This window comes from Ignavigranum ruoffiae, assembly GCF_023195815.2.
Classification (GTDB): Bacteria; Bacillota; Bacilli; order Lactobacillales; family Aerococcaceae; genus Ignavigranum; species Ignavigranum ruoffiae.
On the sequence record NZ_CP096206.2, the window covers coordinates 1,071,981 to 1,092,713 of the forward strand.

16 protein-coding genes are annotated in these 20,733 nt (G+C 40.3%); 3 read left to right on the forward strand and 13 right to left on the reverse strand.

The window, feature by feature from the left end; translation table 11 throughout:
• Window positions 1-152: 152 nt before the first annotated feature.
• Genes M0R79_RS05135 through M0R79_RS05145 form a run of 3 tightly spaced genes read left to right on the forward strand, consistent with a single transcriptional unit; the run spans window position 153 to window position 2,639 of the window.
• On the forward strand, window positions 153-875 hold the full coding sequence (locus M0R79_RS05135; protein ID WP_092569684.1) for a metal ABC transporter ATP-binding protein: 723 nt from the start codon (window positions 153-155) through the stop codon (window positions 873-875).
• The gene (locus M0R79_RS05140) at window positions 872-1,720 is read left to right on the forward strand and encodes a metal ABC transporter permease (RefSeq protein ID WP_092569682.1); all 849 of its coding nucleotides are present in this window, start codon (window positions 872-874) and stop codon (window positions 1,718-1,720) included. Before M0R79_RS05135 ends, M0R79_RS05140 begins: the two co-directional genes overlap by 4 nt.
• Window positions 1,710-2,639 (forward strand): metal ABC transporter substrate-binding protein, encoded by a 930-nt coding sequence (locus M0R79_RS05145; protein ID WP_092569680.1) that lies wholly within the window; start codon window positions 1,710-1,712, stop codon window positions 2,637-2,639. The genes M0R79_RS05140 and M0R79_RS05145 overlap by 11 nt, the downstream gene beginning before the upstream one ends.
• Before the next feature lie 205 nt (window positions 2,640-2,844).
• Here the strand turns inward: M0R79_RS05145 and ftsY are convergent, their stop codons facing one another.
• The 13 genes from ftsY to recG all read right to left on the reverse strand — a co-directional run bounded on the left by ftsY (window position 2,845) and on the right by recG (window position 20,668).
• The gene (gene ftsY / locus M0R79_RS05150; protein ID WP_092569678.1) at window positions 2,845-3,864 is read right to left on the reverse strand and encodes a signal recognition particle-docking protein FtsY; all 1,020 of its coding nucleotides are present in this window, start codon (window positions 3,862-3,864) and stop codon (window positions 2,845-2,847) included.
• Window positions 3,851-4,687 (reverse strand): Cof-type HAD-IIB family hydrolase, encoded by an 837-nt coding sequence (locus M0R79_RS05155; protein WP_092569676.1) that lies wholly within the window; start codon window positions 4,685-4,687, stop codon window positions 3,851-3,853. Before M0R79_RS05155 ends, ftsY begins: the two co-directional genes overlap by 14 nt.
• On the reverse strand, window positions 4,684-8,244 hold the full coding sequence (smc, locus tag M0R79_RS05160; protein ID WP_248416103.1) for a chromosome segregation protein SMC: 3,561 nt from the start codon (window positions 8,242-8,244) through the stop codon (window positions 4,684-4,686). The genes M0R79_RS05155 and smc overlap by 4 nt, the downstream gene beginning before the upstream one ends.
• 35 nt (window positions 8,245-8,279) lie before the next feature.
• A complete protein-coding gene (gene rnc, locus M0R79_RS05165; RefSeq protein WP_092569672.1) occupies window positions 8,280-8,996 on the reverse strand; it encodes a ribonuclease III in 717 nt (238 codons plus the stop codon).
• A gap of 109 nt (window positions 8,997-9,105) precedes the next feature.
• The gene (locus M0R79_RS05170) at window positions 9,106-10,878 is read right to left on the reverse strand and encodes an oligopeptide ABC transporter substrate-binding protein (protein WP_248416102.1); all 1,773 of its coding nucleotides are present in this window, start codon (window positions 10,876-10,878) and stop codon (window positions 9,106-9,108) included.
• A 316-nt stretch (window positions 10,879-11,194) separates the two neighbouring features.
• Window positions 11,195-12,973 carry an oligopeptide ABC transporter substrate-binding protein gene (locus M0R79_RS05175; protein ID WP_248416101.1) on the reverse strand — a complete coding sequence of 593 codons (1,779 nt, stop codon included), beginning with the start codon at window positions 12,971-12,973 and terminating at the stop codon, window positions 11,195-11,197.
• 262 nt (window positions 12,974-13,235) lie between these two features.
• Window positions 13,236-14,162 carry an ABC transporter permease gene (locus M0R79_RS05180; protein WP_310795401.1) on the reverse strand — a complete coding sequence of 309 codons (927 nt, stop codon included), beginning with the start codon at window positions 14,160-14,162 and terminating at the stop codon, window positions 13,236-13,238.
• Between the two features lie 11 nt (window positions 14,163-14,173).
• On the reverse strand, window positions 14,174-15,136 hold the full coding sequence (gene opp4B / locus M0R79_RS05185; RefSeq protein WP_248416100.1) for an oligopeptide ABC transporter permease: 963 nt from the start codon (window positions 15,134-15,136) through the stop codon (window positions 14,174-14,176).
• Window position 15,137: 1 nt separating this feature from the next.
• A complete protein-coding gene (locus M0R79_RS05190) occupies window positions 15,138-16,103 on the reverse strand; it encodes an ABC transporter ATP-binding protein (RefSeq protein WP_248416099.1) in 966 nt (321 codons plus the stop codon).
• Window positions 16,103-17,116, reverse strand: coding sequence for an ABC transporter ATP-binding protein (locus M0R79_RS05195; RefSeq protein WP_248416098.1), 1,014 nt, complete (start codon window positions 17,114-17,116; stop codon window positions 16,103-16,105). Before M0R79_RS05195 ends, M0R79_RS05190 begins: the two co-directional genes overlap by 1 nt.
• Window positions 17,117-17,209: 93 nt before the next feature.
• Window positions 17,210-17,485: an acyl carrier protein gene (locus M0R79_RS05200; protein ID WP_092569658.1), complete on the reverse strand. Its 276-nt coding sequence runs from the start codon at window positions 17,483-17,485 to the stop codon at window positions 17,210-17,212.
• A 72-nt stretch (window positions 17,486-17,557) separates the two neighbouring features.
• The gene (plsX, locus tag M0R79_RS05205) at window positions 17,558-18,583 is read right to left on the reverse strand and encodes a phosphate acyltransferase PlsX (protein WP_248417186.1); all 1,026 of its coding nucleotides are present in this window, start codon (window positions 18,581-18,583) and stop codon (window positions 17,558-17,560) included.
• Window positions 18,584-18,622: 39 nt separating this feature from the next.
• Complete coding sequence (recG, locus tag M0R79_RS05210) at window positions 18,623-20,668, reverse strand: ATP-dependent DNA helicase RecG (RefSeq protein ID WP_259560269.1); 2,046 nt, start codon at window positions 20,666-20,668, stop codon at window positions 18,623-18,625.
• Window positions 20,669-20,733 lie beyond the last annotated feature (65 nt).

Consider the following 20,733-nt stretch of genomic DNA (forward strand, 5'->3'; position numbering starts at 1 on the left):
CTAGCCGAAATATACAATCATAATTTTATCATGAAAGCATTAGCGGCACAAACAGATAATTTTTAGGTAGGCCTATTGATTTTAGGTTTACCTAATGTTATGATGGTCACAGATTAAATATTAGGTTAGCCTAAATAAGAAAGGAAGGTAAGATGATTGAGATTAAAAATTTAAGTGTTACTTATCAAAGAGATCGGCCGGTCTTACAGGACATCAACCTACAAAGTAAAGACGGATCGATGACAGGTATTATCGGTCCTAACGGTGCGGGGAAATCTACTTTATTGAAAGCAATCCTTCAATTAATTCCCTTTTCTGGAAAGATTTTGATCGATCAACAAGCTGCCCATAAACAATTAAAAAACATTGCCTATGTTGAGCAACGGAGTTTGATTGATTTTAACTTTCCCATTACCGTCAAAGAATGTGTCGCCCTAGGTCGTTATCCACACTTGGGACTATTTCGCCGACTGAAGGCGGAAGATTGGCGGAAAGTCAGCCAAGCCATGAATGAATTAGCTATTGATCATTTGGCCAATCGATCTATAGGGGCCTTATCAGGCGGTCAATTCCAACGGGTACTCTTTGCTCGTTGTTTAGTACAAGAGGCCCCATATCTTTTCCTAGATGAGCCCTTCATTGGCATTGATCAAACCAGTGAACAAAAAATTATGGAAGTCTTAAAGAAACTCAGTCAACAAGGCAAGACCATCTTCATTGTCCATCATAATCTGGCAAATGCTGAAGCTTATTTCGATCACATCATTTTATTAAATAAGCAATTGATAGCCTATGGCCCTAGCGCTCAAGTATTAAATTCAACCAATCTAAACCGGGCTTATGGGCTCAGTTTGATGAAGGAGATGACATCATGATTCAAAGTTTTATCAACGGTCTCAATGAATTCCAATTCTTACAATATGCTTTAATCACAGCGATCATGATTGGCATTGTCTCTGGCATCTTGGGTTCTTTTATTATTTTACGTGGAATGTCCTTGATGGGCGATGCTATCTCACATGCTGTCCTGCCCGGAGTCGCTCTCTCATTTATATTTGGTATAAATTATTACTACGGAGCCTTGGTCTTTGGCCTATTGGCTGGCCTACTGATTACTTATATCAAGAATAATTCGATTATCAAAGCCGACACCGCAATTGGTATCACCTTTTCGGCTTTCTTGGCTTTAGGGGTGATTTTAATCAGTTTTGCCCGGTCTTCAACCGATTTATTCCATATCCTATTTGGCAATATATTAGCCGTTCAAAAAGAAGATATGATGGTTACTGGGCTAGTGACCTTAATTGTGGTGACTTTGATAATTCTATTCTTTAAGGAGCTCTTGATCAGTTCCTTTGATCCTACAATGGCTCGAGCTTATGGCATGAAAGTCGAGTATTATCACTACCTCTTGATGATTCTATTAACCATGGTTGCTGTAACGGGAATGCAAAGTGTGGGTACCATTCTGATTGTGGCCATGTTGATCACCCCAGCTGCCACCGCCTATCTATACACCAACCATTTAAAGACAATGATTATACTATCCGCCTGCCTCGGCGCCTTATCAGCTGGCTTAGGATTAATGTTTGCCTATTATTACAATTTAGCGGCTGGAGCCTGTATCGTCTTAACTTCAGCGAGTCTTTTTCTACTTAGTTTCTTTATGGCCCCAAAACAAAACAAATATAGAAAGAAAGTGATTGACCATGAAAAATAAACTAAAATATATGATTTCCTTCGTATTCAGCTTAACTTTGATCTGTTTAGCCACACCTTTGACCCTAGCCCAAGAATCAAGTCCCTTAAATATTGTCACCACCAATTCAATTTTGGCCGATATGGTCCAAGAAATTGGTCAAGACCGGGTCAATGTTCATAGCATCGTACCGATTGGCCAAGATCCTCATGAATATGAACCCCTCCCTGAGGACGTTAAGAAAACTGAACAAGCAGATTTAATCTTTTATAATGGGATTAATTTGGAAAATGGCAGCCAAGCCTGGTTCACCAAATTAGTCAAAAATGCCAATAAAGTTGCTGACCAAGATTACTTTGCCGTATCAGCTGGAGTTGATATAATCTATCTTGAAGGAGAAGATGAAGCCGGTAAAGAAGACCCTCATGCCTGGTTAGATTTAAATAATGGTGTGATTTATTGTCAAAATATTGCTGACACATTGATCCAAGCTGATCCCGGGCATGCAGAATTTTATCAAGAAAATCTAGCCAACTACACCAAAAAGTTACAAGCTTTAGACCAAGAAGCTCGCCATCTCTTTGATCATATTCCCAGCGATCAAAAGCTAATCGTCACTTCTGAAGGATGTTTTAAATATTTCTCCAAAGCCTATAACATCCCTTCAGCCTATATCTGGGAAATTAATACCGAAGAAGAAGGGACCCCTGAACAAATCACAGCCCTGGTCCGACAAATCAAAGCATCGAAAGTTCCTTCCCTCTTCGTTGAAACCAGTGTTGATGACCGGCCAATGAAGACGGTGGCCCAAGAAACGGGTCGGCCAATCTATGCAAAAATCTTCACTGACTCAATCGCCGCTTCAGGTGAGACGGGAGATTCTTATTATTCGATGATGGAATATAACCTCAAAACAATTGCCGCAGGACTCAATCCTTAATATTGCTAGCAATTTCAAGATCTCTGTGGCGTATTAATTAAAAGAAACTAAGGATTTGTTGGAGAAATACTGAAAATCCACTTAGTCCACCTTAACTCAATAGGGTTAGTGTCAGACTGAGTGGATTTATTTTGCATTGGTGAATGATGGTAGGAATTTTTTTATTAATTTATTAAGCTGAAATCGTCCAACACCCAGGCTCAGCTTATTGAGGTTCAATCACGTCTTTAATTAAGTTATAGAAATATTGCTCACTATCAAAGACTTGTAAGTCTTGAGCTTTCTCACCTAAACCAATGAATTTGACCGGAATATCAAGTTCATAGCGGATGGAAAGCACCACCCCACCCTTGGCTGTCCCATCAAGTTTTGTGAGGACTAAGCCCGTTATTTCAGTCGCTTCATTAAATTGCTTAGCTTGGATGAGCGCATTTTGGCCGGTAGTCGCATCGAGCACTAAGAGGACTTCTTGAATTCCATTAGGATTTTCCCGTTCGATAATTCGTTTAATCTTAGCTAATTCATCCATTAAATGAATTTTAGTCTGCAGGCGTCCGGCTGTATCGACTAATAAATAATCGTAATGTTCGGTGTTTGCTTTCTTAATCGCATCAAAGACCACTGAAGCTGGATCTCCTTGATCCCGTCCAGTCACTACTGGAATGTTAAGGCGGTCACCCCAAACCGTCAATTGTTCAACCGCCCCAGCCCGGAATGTATCGGCTGCGGCCATCAAGACAGAATGCCCGGCTTCTTTTAGTTGATATGCAATTTTGCCGACAGAAGTCGTCTTACCGACTCCATTCACGCCGACAAATAAAATCACGGTCGGTCCATCTGGATTCTTAATCAATTGGTTAGATACTTGTTCGCCTCGTTGATAGATTTCCACCATCTTCTCAATCATTACTCGTTTAACATCTTGACTTTTATACACATTCTGAGCTTCGATTTCATCACGGATAGCATCCGTTAAAGCAATGGTCATATCAAAACCAACATCAGCGCCGATTAAAGCTTCTTCCAAATCTTCATAGAATTCTTCATCTAATTCACGAAAGCCAGAGAACAGGTCAGCAATCTTCTCTGAGAAGTTTTTGCGCGTCTTTTCCATTCCTTTGTCATAACTTTCAAAAACAATGGGTGAGTCTTTCTCTTTTAATTCTTCTTTAACAACAGCATCTTCACCGGTAAAGGCCCGCTTAATTCGATCAAATAATCCCATGATTTCCCCTCCTAATATTTAATAAATGATAAATAGCTTTTGCCACTCCGTTATCCTGATTGCTAGCGGTCACGTAATCAGCCTGGGCTTTAACTTCAGCAGCTGCATTGCCCATCGCTACGCCGATACCTGCCATTTTAATCATCGAGGCATCATTGGCCTGGTCGCCAATCGTTAGCATCTCTTCAGGAGGAATCTGCAAGCGTCGACCCAATCGGGCGAGGGCATTCCCTTTAGACACTCCTGCTTTACTAATTTCAATTTGAAATGGATGGGAGTGGACAATCGCGTATTGATCAGCTAACTCTGGCTTTAATTGTTCTAATTGCTGTAATAAATATTCTTGGTCCGTGGCGACTACAAATTTCAGGAAATAATTGTCTGGTCCAAAAAGCTGATAATCTTTGGTCTTGGCGGGAGCAGTCGTTACTTGGCTAACATAAATTGAAGGAAAGGGACTGTCTTCCTTCGGTGCCTGATAAACCCATTCTTCATCAACCGGATGCCAAGGAAGTTGCAACCGCTCTAATTCTTTCTGCCAGATTAGAAAATCTGAAAAGTCTAAGGCTTGCCGATAAATCACTTGGCCATCACTGGCTCGGTGAATCTGGCCACCATTAAAGGTAATCAAATAGTCTTCTGCACTTTTTAAACCTAACTGGTCTAAGACAGGCTGAGCAGCCAGATAGGGTCGTCCAGTACAAATGACAATCTTAATGCCCAATGCATTTGCTTGATGTAAAGCTAGGCGGTTATGATCGGACAGCGACTTATCCGGAGCTAACAAGGTCCCATCTAAATCCACCGCAATCAATCTTATCATACACTATCTCCTTCTATTTGACGATCACTTAGTTTGACTGAAGCTAATTTGGAAATGCCTGATTGTTGCATGGTGACCCCATATAGGACATCGGCGTGTTCCATCGTTCCCTTTCGATGGGTAATCACAATAAACTGAGTCTGCTTAGTAAAATTCTGGATATATTCGCCATATCGATAGACATTGGCATCATCTAAAGCGGCTTCCACTTCATCAAGTACCACGAAAGGCACCGGACGAGTTTCTAAAATCGCAAACAAGAGCGCAATCGCGGTCAATGCCCTTTCTCCCCCCGATAATAAGGCGAGATTCTGTTTTTTTTTGCCGGGTGGCTGGGCTAGAATGTCAACGCCCGTGGTCAACAAATCATCAGGCTGAGTAAGCTCAAGTGAAGCTTGACCTCCAGCAAATAAAGCCCGAAAGGTTCGTTGGAACTGTTGATTAATCTGCTCAAAAGTATAAGCAAATCGTTGAATGACCTCTTGATCCATCTCATCCATCGTTGTTTGAAGTTGTTCCATCGCTTTTAATAAATCATTCTCTTGGTAAGTCAAAGCTTGATAGCGTTCATTTAGCTGGTCATAATCTTCAATCGCCTGTAAATTCACCGGTCCTAACTGTTCAATTTGCTGCTTCAACGCTCGAACAGTATCGAAATTTACTTCATCAAGCTCCAGTGCTTGGGCTCGCTTTAGAGCCGCTTCGAAACTTAATTGATATTCCTGATTGAGATAGGTTAAGTAATTATCAATAAATGATTGATGCTTCTCAATTTGCGCTTGATAACGCGCCTGTTTTTGATAAGCTTTTTGCAGTTTACTTTGCTGATGACTGAGTAAATCTTCTATATGATCGATGGCTTCTTGACTTTCTGTTCTTGCTGCTTTTAATTGAACCAAGCTGTGACTGATCGAAGCTTGTTGTTGTTCCGTTTGACTTAATTCAGCTTCGACCTGCTTCAGTTTCTCGGTCAATGCTTGTCGAGAAATTTGATGTTGGTCGGCTAAATCTTTGTAGTGACCCAGCCGGGCTTTTAAATCTTCTATTTCTTGGTTTATTTGATTTTTTCTTTCGAAGGCTTGATTCTTTTCGACTTTCAAGACCGCTTGATCGGTCTGTAACTGATTCATCGCTTGTTCAATTAGCCGTAATTCTTTTTGTTTTTCATCTTCACTTAAATTGGCTTGATCTAATCGTTCCTGAAAATCTTGAATCTCAGCTTCCGCCTGTTTCAATTGCTCTTGAGCTTGCTGATAATTGACTTTAACCGCTACTAAATCCTGGTTATCTTGAGCTAACTTATTTTGGTCAATCTGGCGAGCTTGCTGCCATTGCTTATGCGCTTCAATGATTTGTCTCAGTTGATAGTTTAAGTTTTCACGTTGCTGTTGAGTGGTTTGCAAGTCTGCTTGAGCTTGTTGAACCAAAGATTCTTGTTGTTTCAGAGCTTGGTTTCTCTCCCGATTTTCTTGTTCTAAGGTCAGTAAAGCTTGCTGGCTAGCTTGATAGTCTTTCTGGGCGGCTTCAATATCATGTCTTCTTTGTAACATGGATTGTTGTTTATTTTTGTACTTACCTCCCGTTAAAGAACCCCCTGGAAATAATAAATCTCCATCTAAACTGACAATCTTCGCCCGATATTGCAATAATTTAGCTAAATCTTGCGCGTGTTTAAGATCTTGGACCACCATGACTGTTCCTAAGAGATTCGCAATAATCTCTTGATAAATGGGTTGACATTGGACGAAATCACTGGCTAGGCCCAAATAACCGGGAAAGTTCTGAGCTTGTTCAAGCATCGCTGGATTTATATAACGGGCTTTAATATTCGGCAGAGGTAGGAAGGTCGCTCGTCCAGCCCGACGTTGTTTTAATAAATCAATCGCTTGACGGGCTACCTGGTCGGATTCAACCACCAGATTTTGACCAGCTGCTGCGAGTGCAATTTCAATTGCGGTTTGATATTGCTCCTCAACCCGGATTAATTCAGCGACGGGTCCATGAATTCCTGGGATGGCTTCTTTCATCAAAGTTCGCACACCGGCATAATAGCCAACGTATTCTTCTTGCGATTGTTTCAAATTTTCAAACTGACTCTTAGCGCGGTTCATTTGCCGTTCATAGTCAAAGAGGTCTTGTCGAGCTCTTTGTTCTTGATTCTGTAGGTCTTCTAATTTCCTAATATTTGCAGCAAGATTTGCTTGTAACCTTTCCTGGCTGGCTTGTGCTTGCTGGATTTGTTCTTGAATTTGCTCCTGACGGGATTGATAGTCAGCTTTCTGGCTTTCACTGTGTTCAAGCCTATCTTGAAGTTCTTGCCTTTGCCTAATTAAACGTTGTTGTTGGTCTGCTAGGACATTTAACTGATTATTGGCCGTCGCCTTTTTTTGATAAGCTTCGATAATTAAGCCTCTTACTTCTTCCATAGCTGCTTGATCCGACAAAGCAAGGGCTTGTTCACGCTCTTGGTATTGTTTGATTTTCTGAGACAGCTGAACACTTTTCTTTTCGAGTTGCTGCAAGTGTTTCTCGACTTGCTCTTGTTCCATACCTAGACCGGCTAACTTCTCTTGAGCCTGTAATGCTTGTTGACCTTGGTCGGCTTGATGACTCTCCTTAAAATTAAGTTCTTGAGTGAGCATATTCTTCTGACCTTGTAGGCGCTCAAATTGTTGAATCAAGTCCTGGTATGTTTGGGTTTCATGGTCTAAGGCTTTCTCGGTGTTCTGCCATTGATGCTTGGCCTGGATGAGTTCGGCCTGCTTGCCTTCAATCATTGCTTCAACTTGTTCGATCTCTTGGTTAAGTAGGTCTAAAGCTTCAGCCTCTTGGTCCCAATCTTGTTTGCTGTCTTGAATTTGCTGTGTATATAAGGCAATTTCTTGTTTTTCTAAATCTTCTTTATAGGCTTGATAGGTTATCGCTTTCTCTTTCTGCTTTTGAAGCGGTTCGAGTTGATGTTCTAACTCAAAGATAATATCACGTACCCGCGATAAGTGATCTTGAGATTTCAACAATTTCCGTTCAGCTTCTTGTTTACGGAATTGGTATTTCTGAACACCCGCGGCTTCTTCAAAGATTAGACGCCGTTCTTCAGCCTTGTTTAAGAAGATTTGTTCGACTTGTCCTTGAGAAATAATGGAAAAGGAATTCTTACCTAGACCCGAATCCAATAACAAATCAACAATATCCTTCAAACGACAAGGTTCGTGATTAATAAAATACTGACTATCGCCATTGCGATGATATGACCGGGTTAAACTAATTTCGGCGAAATCCAAGTCAAGATAGTGATCTTCATTATTTAAAACTAAAGTTACTTTAGCAATGTTGACCGGTTTTCGCCCTTGGCTACCGTTAAAAATCACATCTTCCATCTTATTGCCTCGTAAACTTTTGGCAGATTGTTCGCCTAATACCCAACGAATGGCTTCCGATAAATTTGATTTACCTGAGCCATTGGGGCCAACCACCGCCGTCATTCCTCGGTCGAATTCAATAATTGTTTTATCTGCAAAGGATTTAAACCCCGTCATTTCTACACGTGCTAAATACATATTTGTCTAACTCCATTCCTCGGCCTAATCTTTGATTATGATGGTGTGCTTGAGGCTGATTCAGCCATTAAGGCAGCTTTGGCTGCCGCCATCTCCGCCTGTTTCTTAGACCTACCTTGACCTCGCCCTTTAAATTCATTATTTACATATAAGGCCATCTCAAAGATGCGGGCATGGTCTGGCCCACTTTCACCTTCTAAACGATATTCAATGTCAATATTTCCTTGTTGCTGTAATTTTTCTTGGAGCAAAGTCTTGTAGTCTTTGGCCAGGGATTGAAGATGGGCTTGATGGTTCTCTAATAAGTAATGAACCAAAATCCGTTCCACGCAAGCAAAACCTTGATCTAGGTATATGGCTCCTAAGACCGCTTCGAAACAGTCGGACAGAATAGAAAATCGGTATTGGCCCCCGTTAGCTCGTTCTCCCTTACCTAATTGAATAAATTGATCGAACTTCAACTGCTTAGCTAGCTTGGCCAAGCTTTCTTCCTGAACCAAAGCTGCCCGAGTTCGCGATAAGAATCCCTCAGGTTGATCAGGATAAAAAGTAAATAAATATTGACTGACAATTAATTCTAAGACTGCATCGCCTAAATATTCCAAGCGTTCATTTGATTTTAGCCGATATGGTTTCTGATTCCCTTTCTGCTCATGAACGAAAGAGGTATGCTGAAAAGCAGTAATATATAATTCTGCCTGTTTAATATCTATATCAAAACAATAACTGAGATGCTCAAGTAGTGTCGTCATCCTATCCCTCTTCCTCATTCTAATTACTTATTCTGTCATTCTACCATGTAATGCTGAAGGCGCCAAATTGATCGATAAAAAAAGGGCCCGCAGGCCCAAAAATTTATGGCTATTCTTTGGCTGGTTCCTCAGCTGTTAAATAGATTTCTGAGAGTGACAAGTCTGATCCAGTCTGTACATCCCATTGAGAAACTCGATTGTTGACCGCGGTCAAATTATATCGATATAAAGTTGGGAAGGCAGGAACTTCTTCATGCATATAAGCTTGCCATTCATAGAAAGCTTCTTGTTTATATTTTGGATCAAATGACGCATCTGAATTAATTTTTTCAATAATTTTATCATTTTCTTCAGTGGCCCAACGAGGATCGTTCATCACACTGATTCGCGACCAAATGCCAGCAGGATTCGGATCACCGCCCAAACCGTAAGCAGCTTGGAAGACATCAATCGCTGGATCATCTTTTTCTAAACGGTCATAAAAAGAGTTAAGCTCCATTAAACGGCCATCGACTAATTCAACATTGATGCCAATTTCGCCCCACATTTGCATATAGTATTGAGCAATTGGATCAGCTGTTTCGCCTCCAGACATAGCCGCAAAGCCTAATTTAAATTCTTTACCATTTGGATCTTCAACGAAGCCATCGCCATTAGTATCTTTAAAGCCAGCATCTGCTAGGATCTTTTTTGCTTTTTCTGGATCATAATTATAAGCTTCTTGATCTTTATTATAGAATTCTTCAGTAAAGTTCGGGGTAATCATTGAGTTGGCATCGATTCGAATGCCATCATAGAATTCTTTGGCCACGGCATTGTTATCTACCGCATAGGCCATGGCTTGACGTAAAGCCTTGTTAGAAGTGACCCGTGAGGGATCATACTTAACTTGACCATCTTCCCAAGTTCCTTGTTTAAAGCCGATATAAGTTAACATATTCATTAGATTACCGGCAATCTTAAAGTTCTTGGCATCTTTGAAAGTATCATATTGATCGGCTGGTAAATCAGCTACGTCATAGTTTCCAGCTCTCATTTCAGCAACGACTGAACTGACTGAAACAACATCAACAATTAATTTATCAATCTTAGGGCGACCCTTATAGTAGTATTCATTGGCCACAAAAGTCACAGATTCACCCGGGGTGACTGATTCAACCTTAAACGGACCAAAACCAACAGGTTTACGACGAACTTCAGGCGCATCCTCAAAATTAGCAACATCAATATCTTTGAGATAATGCTCCGGTTCGATAAATGAACCCACGCCCCCACCTGCTTGCAGCATAGAGTTATTAAAGTTAATATAATGAATCGTTAAGGTATAATCGTCAACCCGTTCTAAACCTTCGATTTCATCAGTATCCCCAGCATGGTATTCTTTCATCCCAACGACATTTTCATAATCTGCACTGTAACGAATGCCTTTATAGTCGGGATGACCAATCACGTAATAAGGGAAAATCACATCATCGATGGTAATTGGTTCACCATCATCCCATTTTGCATCTTTAGGAATTGAAAGGGTCACTGTCTTGGCTTCTTGATCGTATTCGATATCGGCAAAACCAGAATTATCCATTTTGAAATTCTCGTCGTAACCAATTAAACCTTCATTAAAGAAGTTAATAATTTGGGCATCCGAATTCTTAGAATAGACCAGTGAATTTAACAATCCTTCAAAAGGATCCCCCACCAAGGCATATTTCAGTGTTCCACCCTCAATAGCCTCTCCCTCGTTTTTCACTTCCGTTTCAAATGAGACTAGGCCATCTTCATTTTCAGAATTAGTTTCCTGCTCCTGATTACTTTCCTTATTACCGCATGCGACCAAACTTAAACCTGCCAAAATAACCGCCGTGGATTTTAATAGTTTTTTCATCCAAATACCTCCTACACATAATCCAATACCATATTTCCCATTATATAATATCGATATATCTTTGTCTATGAACATTCTAACAGAATTTGGAAACGATTCCAACAAAATTCTAAACGATTAAAAATTTAACAAATAAATGAGAAAAATGGCCGATTTCATCAAATTTCTTGAAAGTGGCCTACGCTTTTATAACTTTATTACGATCATATTCTATCAGTGTCTCTCACAGTTTATCAAACAACTTATAAGCCAATAAAAAACAACCTAGAACAAAATGCTCTAGGCTGTTAAGCACATATTCTGATGTTAATTAAATTTATTCTGCCACTGGCGCATCAGCAGTTAGATAAATTTCCGTCCAATCTAAATCAGAACCGATGGTAACATCATATTTATTTACCCGATTGTTAACCGCTGTTAATTTATAACGGAACAGTGTTGGGAAGACAGGGACTTCTTCATGAACATAAGCTTGCCAATCGTAGAAGGCTTTTTTACGGAATTCAGTATCGAAAGAATCATCCGATTCAATCGCTTGAATTAACTTATCATTTTCTTCAGTTGCCCACCGAGTATAGTTGAAAGCGGCTTTTCGTCCATATAAGCCAGAAGGATTTGGGTCTCCCCCAGTTCCCCAAGCAGCTTGATAAATATCAATCGCTTCATCGTCTTTTTGAATGCGGTCATAGAATGAGTTGAATTCCATTAAACGTCCATCAACTAATTCAACATTCACGCCGATTTCAGCCCACATTTGCATATAATATTGAGCCAATGGTTCAGCAGTTTCCCCACCAGACATTGAAGCAAAACCTAACTTAAATTCTTTTCCATTAGGATCTTCAACGAAGCCATCGCCATTACTATCTTTAAAACCAGCATCAGCTAAAATTTGTTTAGCTTTTTCTGGATCATAATTGTATCCTTCTTGATCTTTATTATAGAAGTCTTCCGTAAAGTTAGGGGTAACGAGTGCATTGGCTGCTTGACGAATACCATGATAGAATTCCTTAGCAATCGCATTGTTATCCACTGCATAGGCCATGGCTTGACGTAAAGCTTTGTTAGAAGTGACTTTACTTTCATCATAAACCACTTCGCCTTTTTCAGCATCCCATTTACCCATCTTGAAGCCAATATAGGTATACGCATTCTCTAACATACCAATCGTCTTGAAGTTGGTGGCATCCTTATATGTTTCATATTGGTCAGACGGTAAATCGGCAATATCATAATTACCCGCCTTAAGTTCGGCAACAACCGAGGTTGGGTTAACCACATCAATTTGGACCTTATCAATCTTAGGTTTACCTTTATAATAGTATTCATTGGCCGCTAAGACGACAGATTCACCCGCGGTAACCGATTCAACTTTAAATGGACCAAAGCCAACTGGATTTTGACGAACATATTCAGAGTCTTCAAGTTCAGCGACCGGCACATCTTTCAAGATATGTTCAGGCTCAATATAAGATGAAATCCCGCCTCCGGCTTGTAAGAGTGAGTTGTTAAAGTTGATATAGTGAACTTTCAAAGTATAATCATCGACACGTTCCAAGCCAGAGATTTCTTCGGCTTTTCCTTCGTGATACTCAGTCATCCCTTCAACGTTCTCATAGTCTGAACCATAACGAATTCCAGTGTAATCAGGATGGCCAATGACATAATAAGGGAAAATCACATCATCGATAGTAATAGGTTCACCGTCATCCCATTTTGCATCTTGAGGGATTGAGATGGTTACCGTTTTTTCTTCTTGGTTAAATTCAATATCAGCAAAACCAGAATTATCAATTCCAAAGTTTTCATCATAACCATAAAGACCTGGGTTGAAGAATGTAATAATCGTTGCATCGGGATTCCCACCATATACCATATTGTTTAATAATCCTTCAAAAGGGTCTCCGACTAAGGCATATTTCAAAGTGCCACCTTCAATCGCTTCCCCTTCATTTTCTGCGATGGATTCAAAATCTAAAATACCTTCTTCATTTTCTTCTTGAGCGAAGACTTGACTTGCTGGACTTACCAAGACACCCGCTAATGACATTGCTGCTGCTGAATATGCAAAAGATTTCTTTAACAGTTTTTTCATCCTTTTACCTCCATAATGGCTTTCGCCTTAATCTTATTTTAATTATATCTTAATCTAGGATTTATGTCTAGCCTTAAATCACTTAAGATTAAATAAAAATGAGATTATAGCTAGAAAATGAGCTATCCCCCTATGAAAAAGCTGAATTTGATTTTCTTGGCGAATCCATGGACATAATGTCATTGATAAATACTACAAATATAAAAAATCTTCAAGCAGACTAATCTACTTGAAGATTCGAAACAACTATATTATTGAATGCTTAACCAATCCGTTGACGAGAATCGGCTGCCCGTTGTAAGGCTTGACCGATATAGTTAATACATAACATCAGTACCAAAATCACGATCACGGCTGGTAACCAAACCCACATTTTATTCTCGATAACATCAGGGTTGTTGGCATAAGAGATCAAGGTTCCTAGACTTGGCGTTCCTGCTGGCAAACCAAAGCCTAAGAAGGATAAACCAGTTTCCAAACCAATATTTCCAGCAAAAGCTAAGGTCAAGTCGGTAATAATCAACGACGATAGATTTGGTAACAAGCCGCCAAACATAATGACTGGATCTCGGGTCCCCATGGTTTTACCGGCAGCAATATAGTCTTTGGAAGCTTCAGACAGAGTCGCTGTCCGGAAAAGTCGAGTAATTCCAGCCCAACCAAAGAGGGAAATAACCCAAATCAAAGTCCAAGCGTTAAAACGGCCGACGATGGTAACAATCACAATGATAATCATAAATTGAGGGAGAACCATAATAAAGTCAACCACCCGCATCATAATATCATCAATAATGCCGCCATAATAACCAGAAATAATTCCTAACATAATCCCGGTAATGGCTGTAATAATCGTCACTGAAAAACCAATCAAGACAGAATTTCGAGTTCCTAAGAAAAGTAAGGCGAAGATGTCCCGGCCACCTTCATCCGCTCCTAATAAGTACCCCTTTTCTCCTGGAGCAGCAAAACGACTAAAAATATCGACTCGCGTTACTTCATTGACATCGAAAATAAATGGAGAGATAAAAGCAGCAATCAGAATAGCCATTAAAATGATGAGCGCAGTCATGGCTACCTTATCTCGTAGAAACTCACGTTTGATAATCTCAAAGCCCATAGGAGGGAGTGCTTCTTCATCTGTTGTCACAACATTGGCTTCTTGAGCCACATTTAATTGTTCTTGTGTCATCTTTGATCCTCCTATTGAATTCTAATTCTTGGGTCAACAAAGACCATAATAATATCCGACAAGAGTGTACCTAACAAGGTCATCAAACCAAATAATAAGACCAAGGCTGTCATTACTGAGAAGTCCCGACCGGTAATCGAGGTAATGAATAAATCGCCCATTCCTTGGTAGGTAAAGATTGTTTCAGTAATCACTGAACCAGAAATTAATCCAGTCAAGGTATATCCCATAAAGGATGCAATCGGTAAGAGTGAATTACGGAAAATATGACGAGAATAAATTTTCTCTTCAGGCACCCCTTTGGCCCGCGCAGTCCGGACATAGTCCTGAGTCTTGGCATCAATGACTCCGGTTCGCAAATATTGAATCGTTCCGGTCGTACTTAATAAGGCTAAGGTAATGGCTGGCAGTATCATATGATAGAGTCGCGATAGCGAATGCGCTAAGGTCCCCACTTCAACGCCTGAACCAATCGTTCCTCGAGTTGGGAACCAACCAAGCGTATAGCCAAACAACCATAACATTAACAAACCAAGGACAAAGGTCGGAATGGAATAAGAAATAAAGTTATATAAGTTTACGAAACGGTCAAACGCAGAATACTGATAACGTCCAGCAAACAATCCTAAAGGTAAGGCAATTAAATAAGTTAAAATTACGGTCAAAATTGATAACCATAAAGTATTCCAAATTCTTAAACCGATTATTTTGGTTACTGGCATTTTATGGGCAAAGCTTCGACCAAAATCTCCGCGAATCGCCTTACTAATCCAATCAATATAGCGTTCTGGCCAAGGTTTGTTCAAACCAAGTAATTCCCTTTGACGGGCAATTTGTTCAGCAGAAATGGTCGGATCGATTAAGCCAGTCAAAGCATCCCCTGGTAACATCGCGCCTAGTAAGAAGACGATGATACTCAGAATGAAAATTTGAGGAATCATTAAAATAATCCGACGTAAAATTGTTTTCCACATATTATAGTTCCTCCTTCGTCAAAGAGATGGATTGAGTATCTTTCAAAGCAACCTTATGGTTTCCTTGAATCACTTTCAAGTCATAAACTCGACCTTCAGGTGTGTAATATTTATTTTTATTTTGTTGATATTCTTTTTCAACAATTAAACGTTTACGTTTGGTTTCTTCACGACCGTTCGGGTCAATCTTCGGAATCGCCGATAGCAAACGCCGAGTATAGATATGTTGCGGATGATCATAGATATCATCACGGTCTCCATACTCAGTGAAACGTCCGCGATACATAATGGCAATCTCATCACACATATGGCGCACAACGCCCAAGTCATGAGAAATAAATAAGTAAGAAACATTAAATTCTTCTTGAATCTGTTTCATAAAGTTTAAGACTTGGGCTTGAACAGATAAGTCCAAGGCTGAAACAGGCTCATCTGCGATGACTAGCTTAGGATTTAAAGCGACCGCCCGGGCCACGCCAATCCGTTGACGTTGACCACCTGAGAATTGATGAGGATATTTGGTGAGCGCTTCTTCGCTTAGCCCAACGATGGCTAACAATTCAAGAATCTTGCGCCGTTCTTCATCGGGCGTCATCTTAGAGAAGTTCCGCAAAGGTTCGGCCATAATATCTTTAATCCGTTTTTTGGGATTAAAACTAGACATTGAATCTTGGAAGATCATTTGCACATTCTTAGTGTAGTCTGACCGCCGAGCACGGGCACTCTTAGAAACATCTTCACCATTATAATAAATGTTACCTTCAGTAATCTTCTCCAAACCGACGATCGCTTTACCAATGGTCGATTTCCCGGAACCAGATTCTCCGACTAAACCGTAGGTCTTCCCTTGTTCAAAAGATAAATCTACCCCATCAACCGCATATACATGATCAGTAATCCGATTGAAAAATCCAGAACGAATTGGGTAATGAACTTTTAAATTCTCAACTTTAATTAACTCGGTCATTATTTACCCTCCTCTGGAAAAAAGAAATGTTCATGACAGGTACATCTGACAAAATGTCCCGGCGAAACTTCATGCAAGACTGGATTTTCCTCATGGGCTTCAGCAGGAATCCAAGGAATCCGTGGCGCAAAGCGACAACCGGTCCGTGGTAACTTGGTAATCGTTGGGACTACCCCTTGAATCACATGGAGTTCACCAGATTGGTTATCCACCAAATCATTTGATTGAGGAATAGACCGCAATAAAGAGCGCGTATATGGATGTTTAGGATTATTAAAGAGCTCATGAACTGGAGCCAATTCAACAAATTGGCCCGCATACATCACTGCGACACGATCTGCTGTCTCAGCTACTACGCCCAAATCATGGGTAATTAAGATAATTCCTGATTCAGTTTCTTCTTGAATATCATTGAGTAAGTCAAGAATTTGAGCTTGAATGGTCACATCCAATGCGGTTGTCGGTTCATCGGCAATGATAATTTCAGGCTTACAAGCTAATGCAATGGCAATAATAACCCGTTGCCGCATCCCCCCAGAAAGTTCATGGGGATATTGTTTGGCCATCCGTTCAGGATTTTGAATACCGACTTGATCAAGAAGTTCTAAGACACGGGCCCGTCTTTGTTCCTTATCTAATTTGGTATGGAAATACAAAGGCTCTTCAATTTGAGCTTCAATCGTCATCAAAGGATTCAATGAAGCCAAAGGGTCTTGGAAAATCATACCAATCTGATCTCCCCGAATATTTAAGAACTGACGTTCACTATAATCTAGCAGGTTATCGCCTTGATAAATAATTTCACCCGATTCACGGGTATTTTTCTTATCATGCAGACCTACAATGGAAGTGGCGAGTGTACTCTTACCACAACCTGATTCCCCGACGATGGCTAGTTTTTCATTCTTTGATAAGGTAAAAGACACACCATCGACGGCATCATAGAAATCGTCTTTAATCCGAAAACCAGTATGCAAGTCTTTTACTTCAAGCAAAACTTTATTACTGTCCATATTTTTCCTCCACTTTTATTTTGTCTAAAAGAAAAGCACTGCTTATCGCTTGATAAACAGTGTCTTAAAAATTGTATTTATCTTCCAACACCATTATTTAAGTTCTTCAATATAGTTGACCACTTCTCCAATTGTCTGAATTTCAGCGATTTGTTTATCAGAGAATTGAATATTATATTTACTTTCTACTTCCATCACGAGTTCAATAATATCTAATGAATCCGCTCCTACTTCAGCTAAATGTAAATCTGGCGTAATATCCTCTTCTTGCAAACCGAACCGATCGACGAGCAATTGCCTAATGACCATAAATATATTCTGATTACCATCCAATACCCGACACCCCCGGAATTTACGATGAATAAACATACCCACATTCTACCGTCAATTATGAGATTTGTCTATGCAATTTCTAAACTTTCTTACTTAAACTTATAGTTTTTAATCATTTCCTAAGCTATTTTGGTCGAAATGATGGCTAATTCGTTCAGCCACCCGACCTTCGACCATCGCTCGCGCTTGAAAGATACCATACATAATCGCTTCTGCTTTAGCTGAGCCATGGGTTTTAATCACGGGAGCTTTAACACCTAGTAAGACGGCTCCGCCAGCCTTAGAAGTATCTAAAATTTGTAATTTCTTCTTAAAGGCAGATTTAATGAGCAGTCCACCAATTTTAGTCAATAGACCAGACTCGGTTAAGATATCTTTAATGTAGCCTAATAAGCCAGTAGCAACCCCTTCAATGTTCTTCAAGACGGCGTTCCCAGTAAAGCCATCGGCAATCACGATATCTGCCGGTCCATCTAATAAAGCCTTACTTTCAACATTACCAATAAAATGAATCCGTTCTTCTTGATTTAATAATTGAAAGGCTTCCTTGCTCAGGCTTGAACCTTTACTCGCTTCACTCCCGTTATTTAACAAGGCAACGCGTGGTTGAGGAATTTCAAGAATTTGTTGGGCATAGACGTTAGCAATAATTGAAAATTGGTGGAGATTGACCGCTTTGGTATCTGCATTGGCACCTGAATCCATCAAAATAAAATTCGGTCGATTCCCTTTCAAAGTAGGAATAATTGCCATCAGTCCCGGTCGATCGATGCCTTTAATCCGTCCCACCACTAATAAACCAGCCGCTAACAATGCTCCAGTATTTCCCGATGATACTAGAGCATCGGACTGTCCTTCTTTAACGGCTTTTGCTGCTCTAACCATCGATGAGTTCTTCTTCCGACGAATGGCCTTGACGGGCTCATCTTCCATGGTAATGATCTCATCGGTCGGCATAATAATGATTCGTTCTTCTTTCAATAATTGAGGTTGGCTTATTTGCTCTTTAATTTGAGCGGGATCACCAAATAATAGAATTTGTAAATCTTCATATTCTTGCAGAGCAGCCATCGCTGCCTTGACTTCCTCTTGAGGAGAAAAGTCGCCTCCCATCGCATCAAGCGCTATTCTAATCATAGTAACCTCCCCTACTTTCATTGCTTTCTAATTATATCAAATTTCTATCGAAACTTCTTGGCTTATTTTCTGAAGCTCAGCATATTCTTGGGCTGAAATCAATTGCGGATGTCTCATAATTGCTATGACGTCCTGACGAGCCAATTCTAGAATCTGCTGATCTTCAAAAAGATTGGCGTAATGAAATTGTGGCAACCCTGATTGTTGCCGACCCAATAAGTCACCCATCCCCCGAATCTTCATATCTGTCTGGCTTAATTCAAAACCATCCTGACTTTGTTCCATCATATTTAGCCGTTCTTTAGCTTGTTCTGTGGTTGGCTTAGCCACCAAATAACAATAAGATTGGAGAGAGCCTCTTCCCACTCGACCACGGAGCTGATGCAATTGAGCCAGACCAAAACGTTCAGCCGAATGGATCACCATCATGGTCGCATTTGGCACATTAATCCCGACTTCAATCATCGTGGTCGCGATTAAAATTTGCAGCTGGTCCTGGCTAAAGGCCTGCATGACACTTTCCTGGTCTTCTTTCTTCATCTGACCATGAAGCACACCGATGCTGGTATCAGGGAAAATTTCCCTTAACTGCTGGTAAATTGAAGAGACACTTTCGACTTCAGTCAAACTCTCTGAGTCTTCAATAAAGGGCAGAACATAATATATCTGTTGATTTAAACTTAATAGTTCCCGAATCTTTTGGTAAAGTTTGTCCATATAATCGGCTGTAATCACTTTGGTGATTATCCGTTTGCGACCTGCAGGGAGTTGGTCAATCGTTGACACCTGCATTTGACCATACAGAGACATCGCTAAAGAGCGAGGAATCGGCGTAGCAGTCATTTGTAAAATATTTAACTGATATTCGCTCCCAGCTTTGGCCAGCAAAGCTTGACGTTGACCAACACCAAATCGGTGTTGTTCGTCAATAATCACGAGTCCCAGACGATTAAATTTAAGCTGATCTTGAATCAAGGCATGGGTGCCGATCACTAGCTTGATGGCCCCACTGGCAAGACCTTGATAAATTCTTTCCTTTTCTGTCTTTTTAAGGCCAGAAACCAGATAAGCGGTCTGTCTTGCCAAAAATTCAAATAAGCTAATAAAACTTTCATAATGTTGTTTGGCTAAGATCTCAGTCGGAACCATGATGGCCGCTTGATGACCACTACTCAAGGCCGCAATACAAGCGAGAAAAGCGACGATAGTTTTACCACTGCCGACTTCCCCTTGAAGGAGTCTTAGCATAGGATAGGGAGCCAATAAATCATAGCAAATTTCATTCAGTGCTTGCTTTTGTGCATCGGTGAGTTCAAAGGCCAGTTGACCAATCGTCTGACGTAAATAATTTACATCATATTTTAATGATAAGCCTTTCTCCTGACGGACATCCTTCGAAGCTTGTTGAATTCGCCATTGGTAGAGAAAGAATTCTTGATAGATAATCTTTCGTTCCCCTTGGCGATGATGCTCAATATCTGTTGGAAAATGCAAGTTCTTTAAAGCTTCTTTCAGTGGGAGCAATTGATATTTATGGTTAAGTGACTGCGGCAGGATTTCAGGAATAAATTCCCAATATTCATTCAGTGCAAATTGAATGGCTCTAAGCAATTGGTTCTGACTGATGCCTTGCTTTAGATGATAGACTGCTTGGTAATCCTGTCCCTGCATACTTTGCGAGATTAATTTGATCGCAGTCAAACTTTGGCGCTTGGCCTGCCATTTCCCGTAGACAGCTAATTTCTGGCCAAGATGAATTTGCTTGGCTAAATAGGCCTGGTTAAAGAAGACGACTTGAATGACTTCTTGAGAAGTCAAGGCCATCTTAAATTGTAAGCGATTCTTCCGCTTACCAAAATATGAAACCGTCGCTGGACTTACAATCGTGCCAACGAGGCTGATCTTTTCTTGATCCAACACCGTCGCCAAATCCCGTTGTTGGATATTCTCATAACGAAACGGAAAATGAAATAATAAATCCTTGACCGTAAAAATACCTAACTGGTTTAATTTTTCAGAACTTTTGGGGCCGATGCCTTTTAATTGGCTAATCGGATCATGCCAACTTCTTCGTTGATTCAACATGTCACTCCTAGCATACAGAAAAGAAAAACTCCCATAGTAGCTTGCGCCACAATAGGAGTTCA

Bases quoted from the DNA above. Each gene is read 5' to 3' on its own strand.
- M0R79_RS05135 (WP_092569684.1), top strand. From the start codon at position 153: ATGATTGAGATTAAAAATTTAAGTGTTACTTATCAAAGAGATCGGCCG.
- M0R79_RS05140 (WP_092569682.1), top strand. From the start codon at position 872: ATGATTCAAAGTTTTATCAACGGTCTCAATGAATTCCAATTCTTACAA.
- M0R79_RS05145 (WP_092569680.1), top strand. From the start codon at position 1,710: ATGAAAAATAAACTAAAATATATGATTTCCTTCGTATTCAGCTTAACT.
- ftsY (WP_092569678.1), bottom strand. From the start codon at position 3,864: ATGGGATTATTTGATCGAATTAAGCGGGCCTTTACCGGTGAAGATGCT.
- M0R79_RS05155 (WP_092569676.1), bottom strand. From the start codon at position 4,687: ATGATAAGATTGATTGCGGTGGATTTAGATGGGACCTTGTTAGCTCCG.
- smc (WP_248416103.1), bottom strand. From the start codon at position 8,244: ATGTATTTAGCACGTGTAGAAATGACGGGGTTTAAATCCTTTGCAGAT.
- rnc (WP_092569672.1), bottom strand. From the start codon at position 8,996: ATGACGACACTACTTGAGCATCTCAGTTATTGTTTTGATATAGATATT.
- M0R79_RS05170 (WP_248416102.1), bottom strand. From the start codon at position 10,878: ATGAAAAAACTATTAAAATCCACGGCGGTTATTTTGGCAGGTTTAAGT.
- M0R79_RS05175 (WP_248416101.1), bottom strand. From the start codon at position 12,973: ATGAAAAAACTGTTAAAGAAATCTTTTGCATATTCAGCAGCAGCAATG.
- M0R79_RS05180 (WP_310795401.1), bottom strand. From the start codon at position 14,162: ATGACACAAGAACAATTAAATGTGGCTCAAGAAGCCAATGTTGTGACA.
- opp4B (WP_248416100.1), bottom strand. From the start codon at position 15,136: ATGTGGAAAACAATTTTACGTCGGATTATTTTAATGATTCCTCAAATT.
- M0R79_RS05190 (WP_248416099.1), bottom strand. From the start codon at position 16,103: ATGACCGAGTTAATTAAAGTTGAGAATTTAAAAGTTCATTACCCAATT.
- M0R79_RS05195 (WP_248416098.1), bottom strand. From the start codon at position 17,116: ATGGACAGTAATAAAGTTTTGCTTGAAGTAAAAGACTTGCATACTGGT.
- M0R79_RS05200 (WP_092569658.1), bottom strand. From the start codon at position 17,485: ATGTTTATTCATCGTAAATTCCGGGGGTGTCGGGTATTGGATGGTAAT.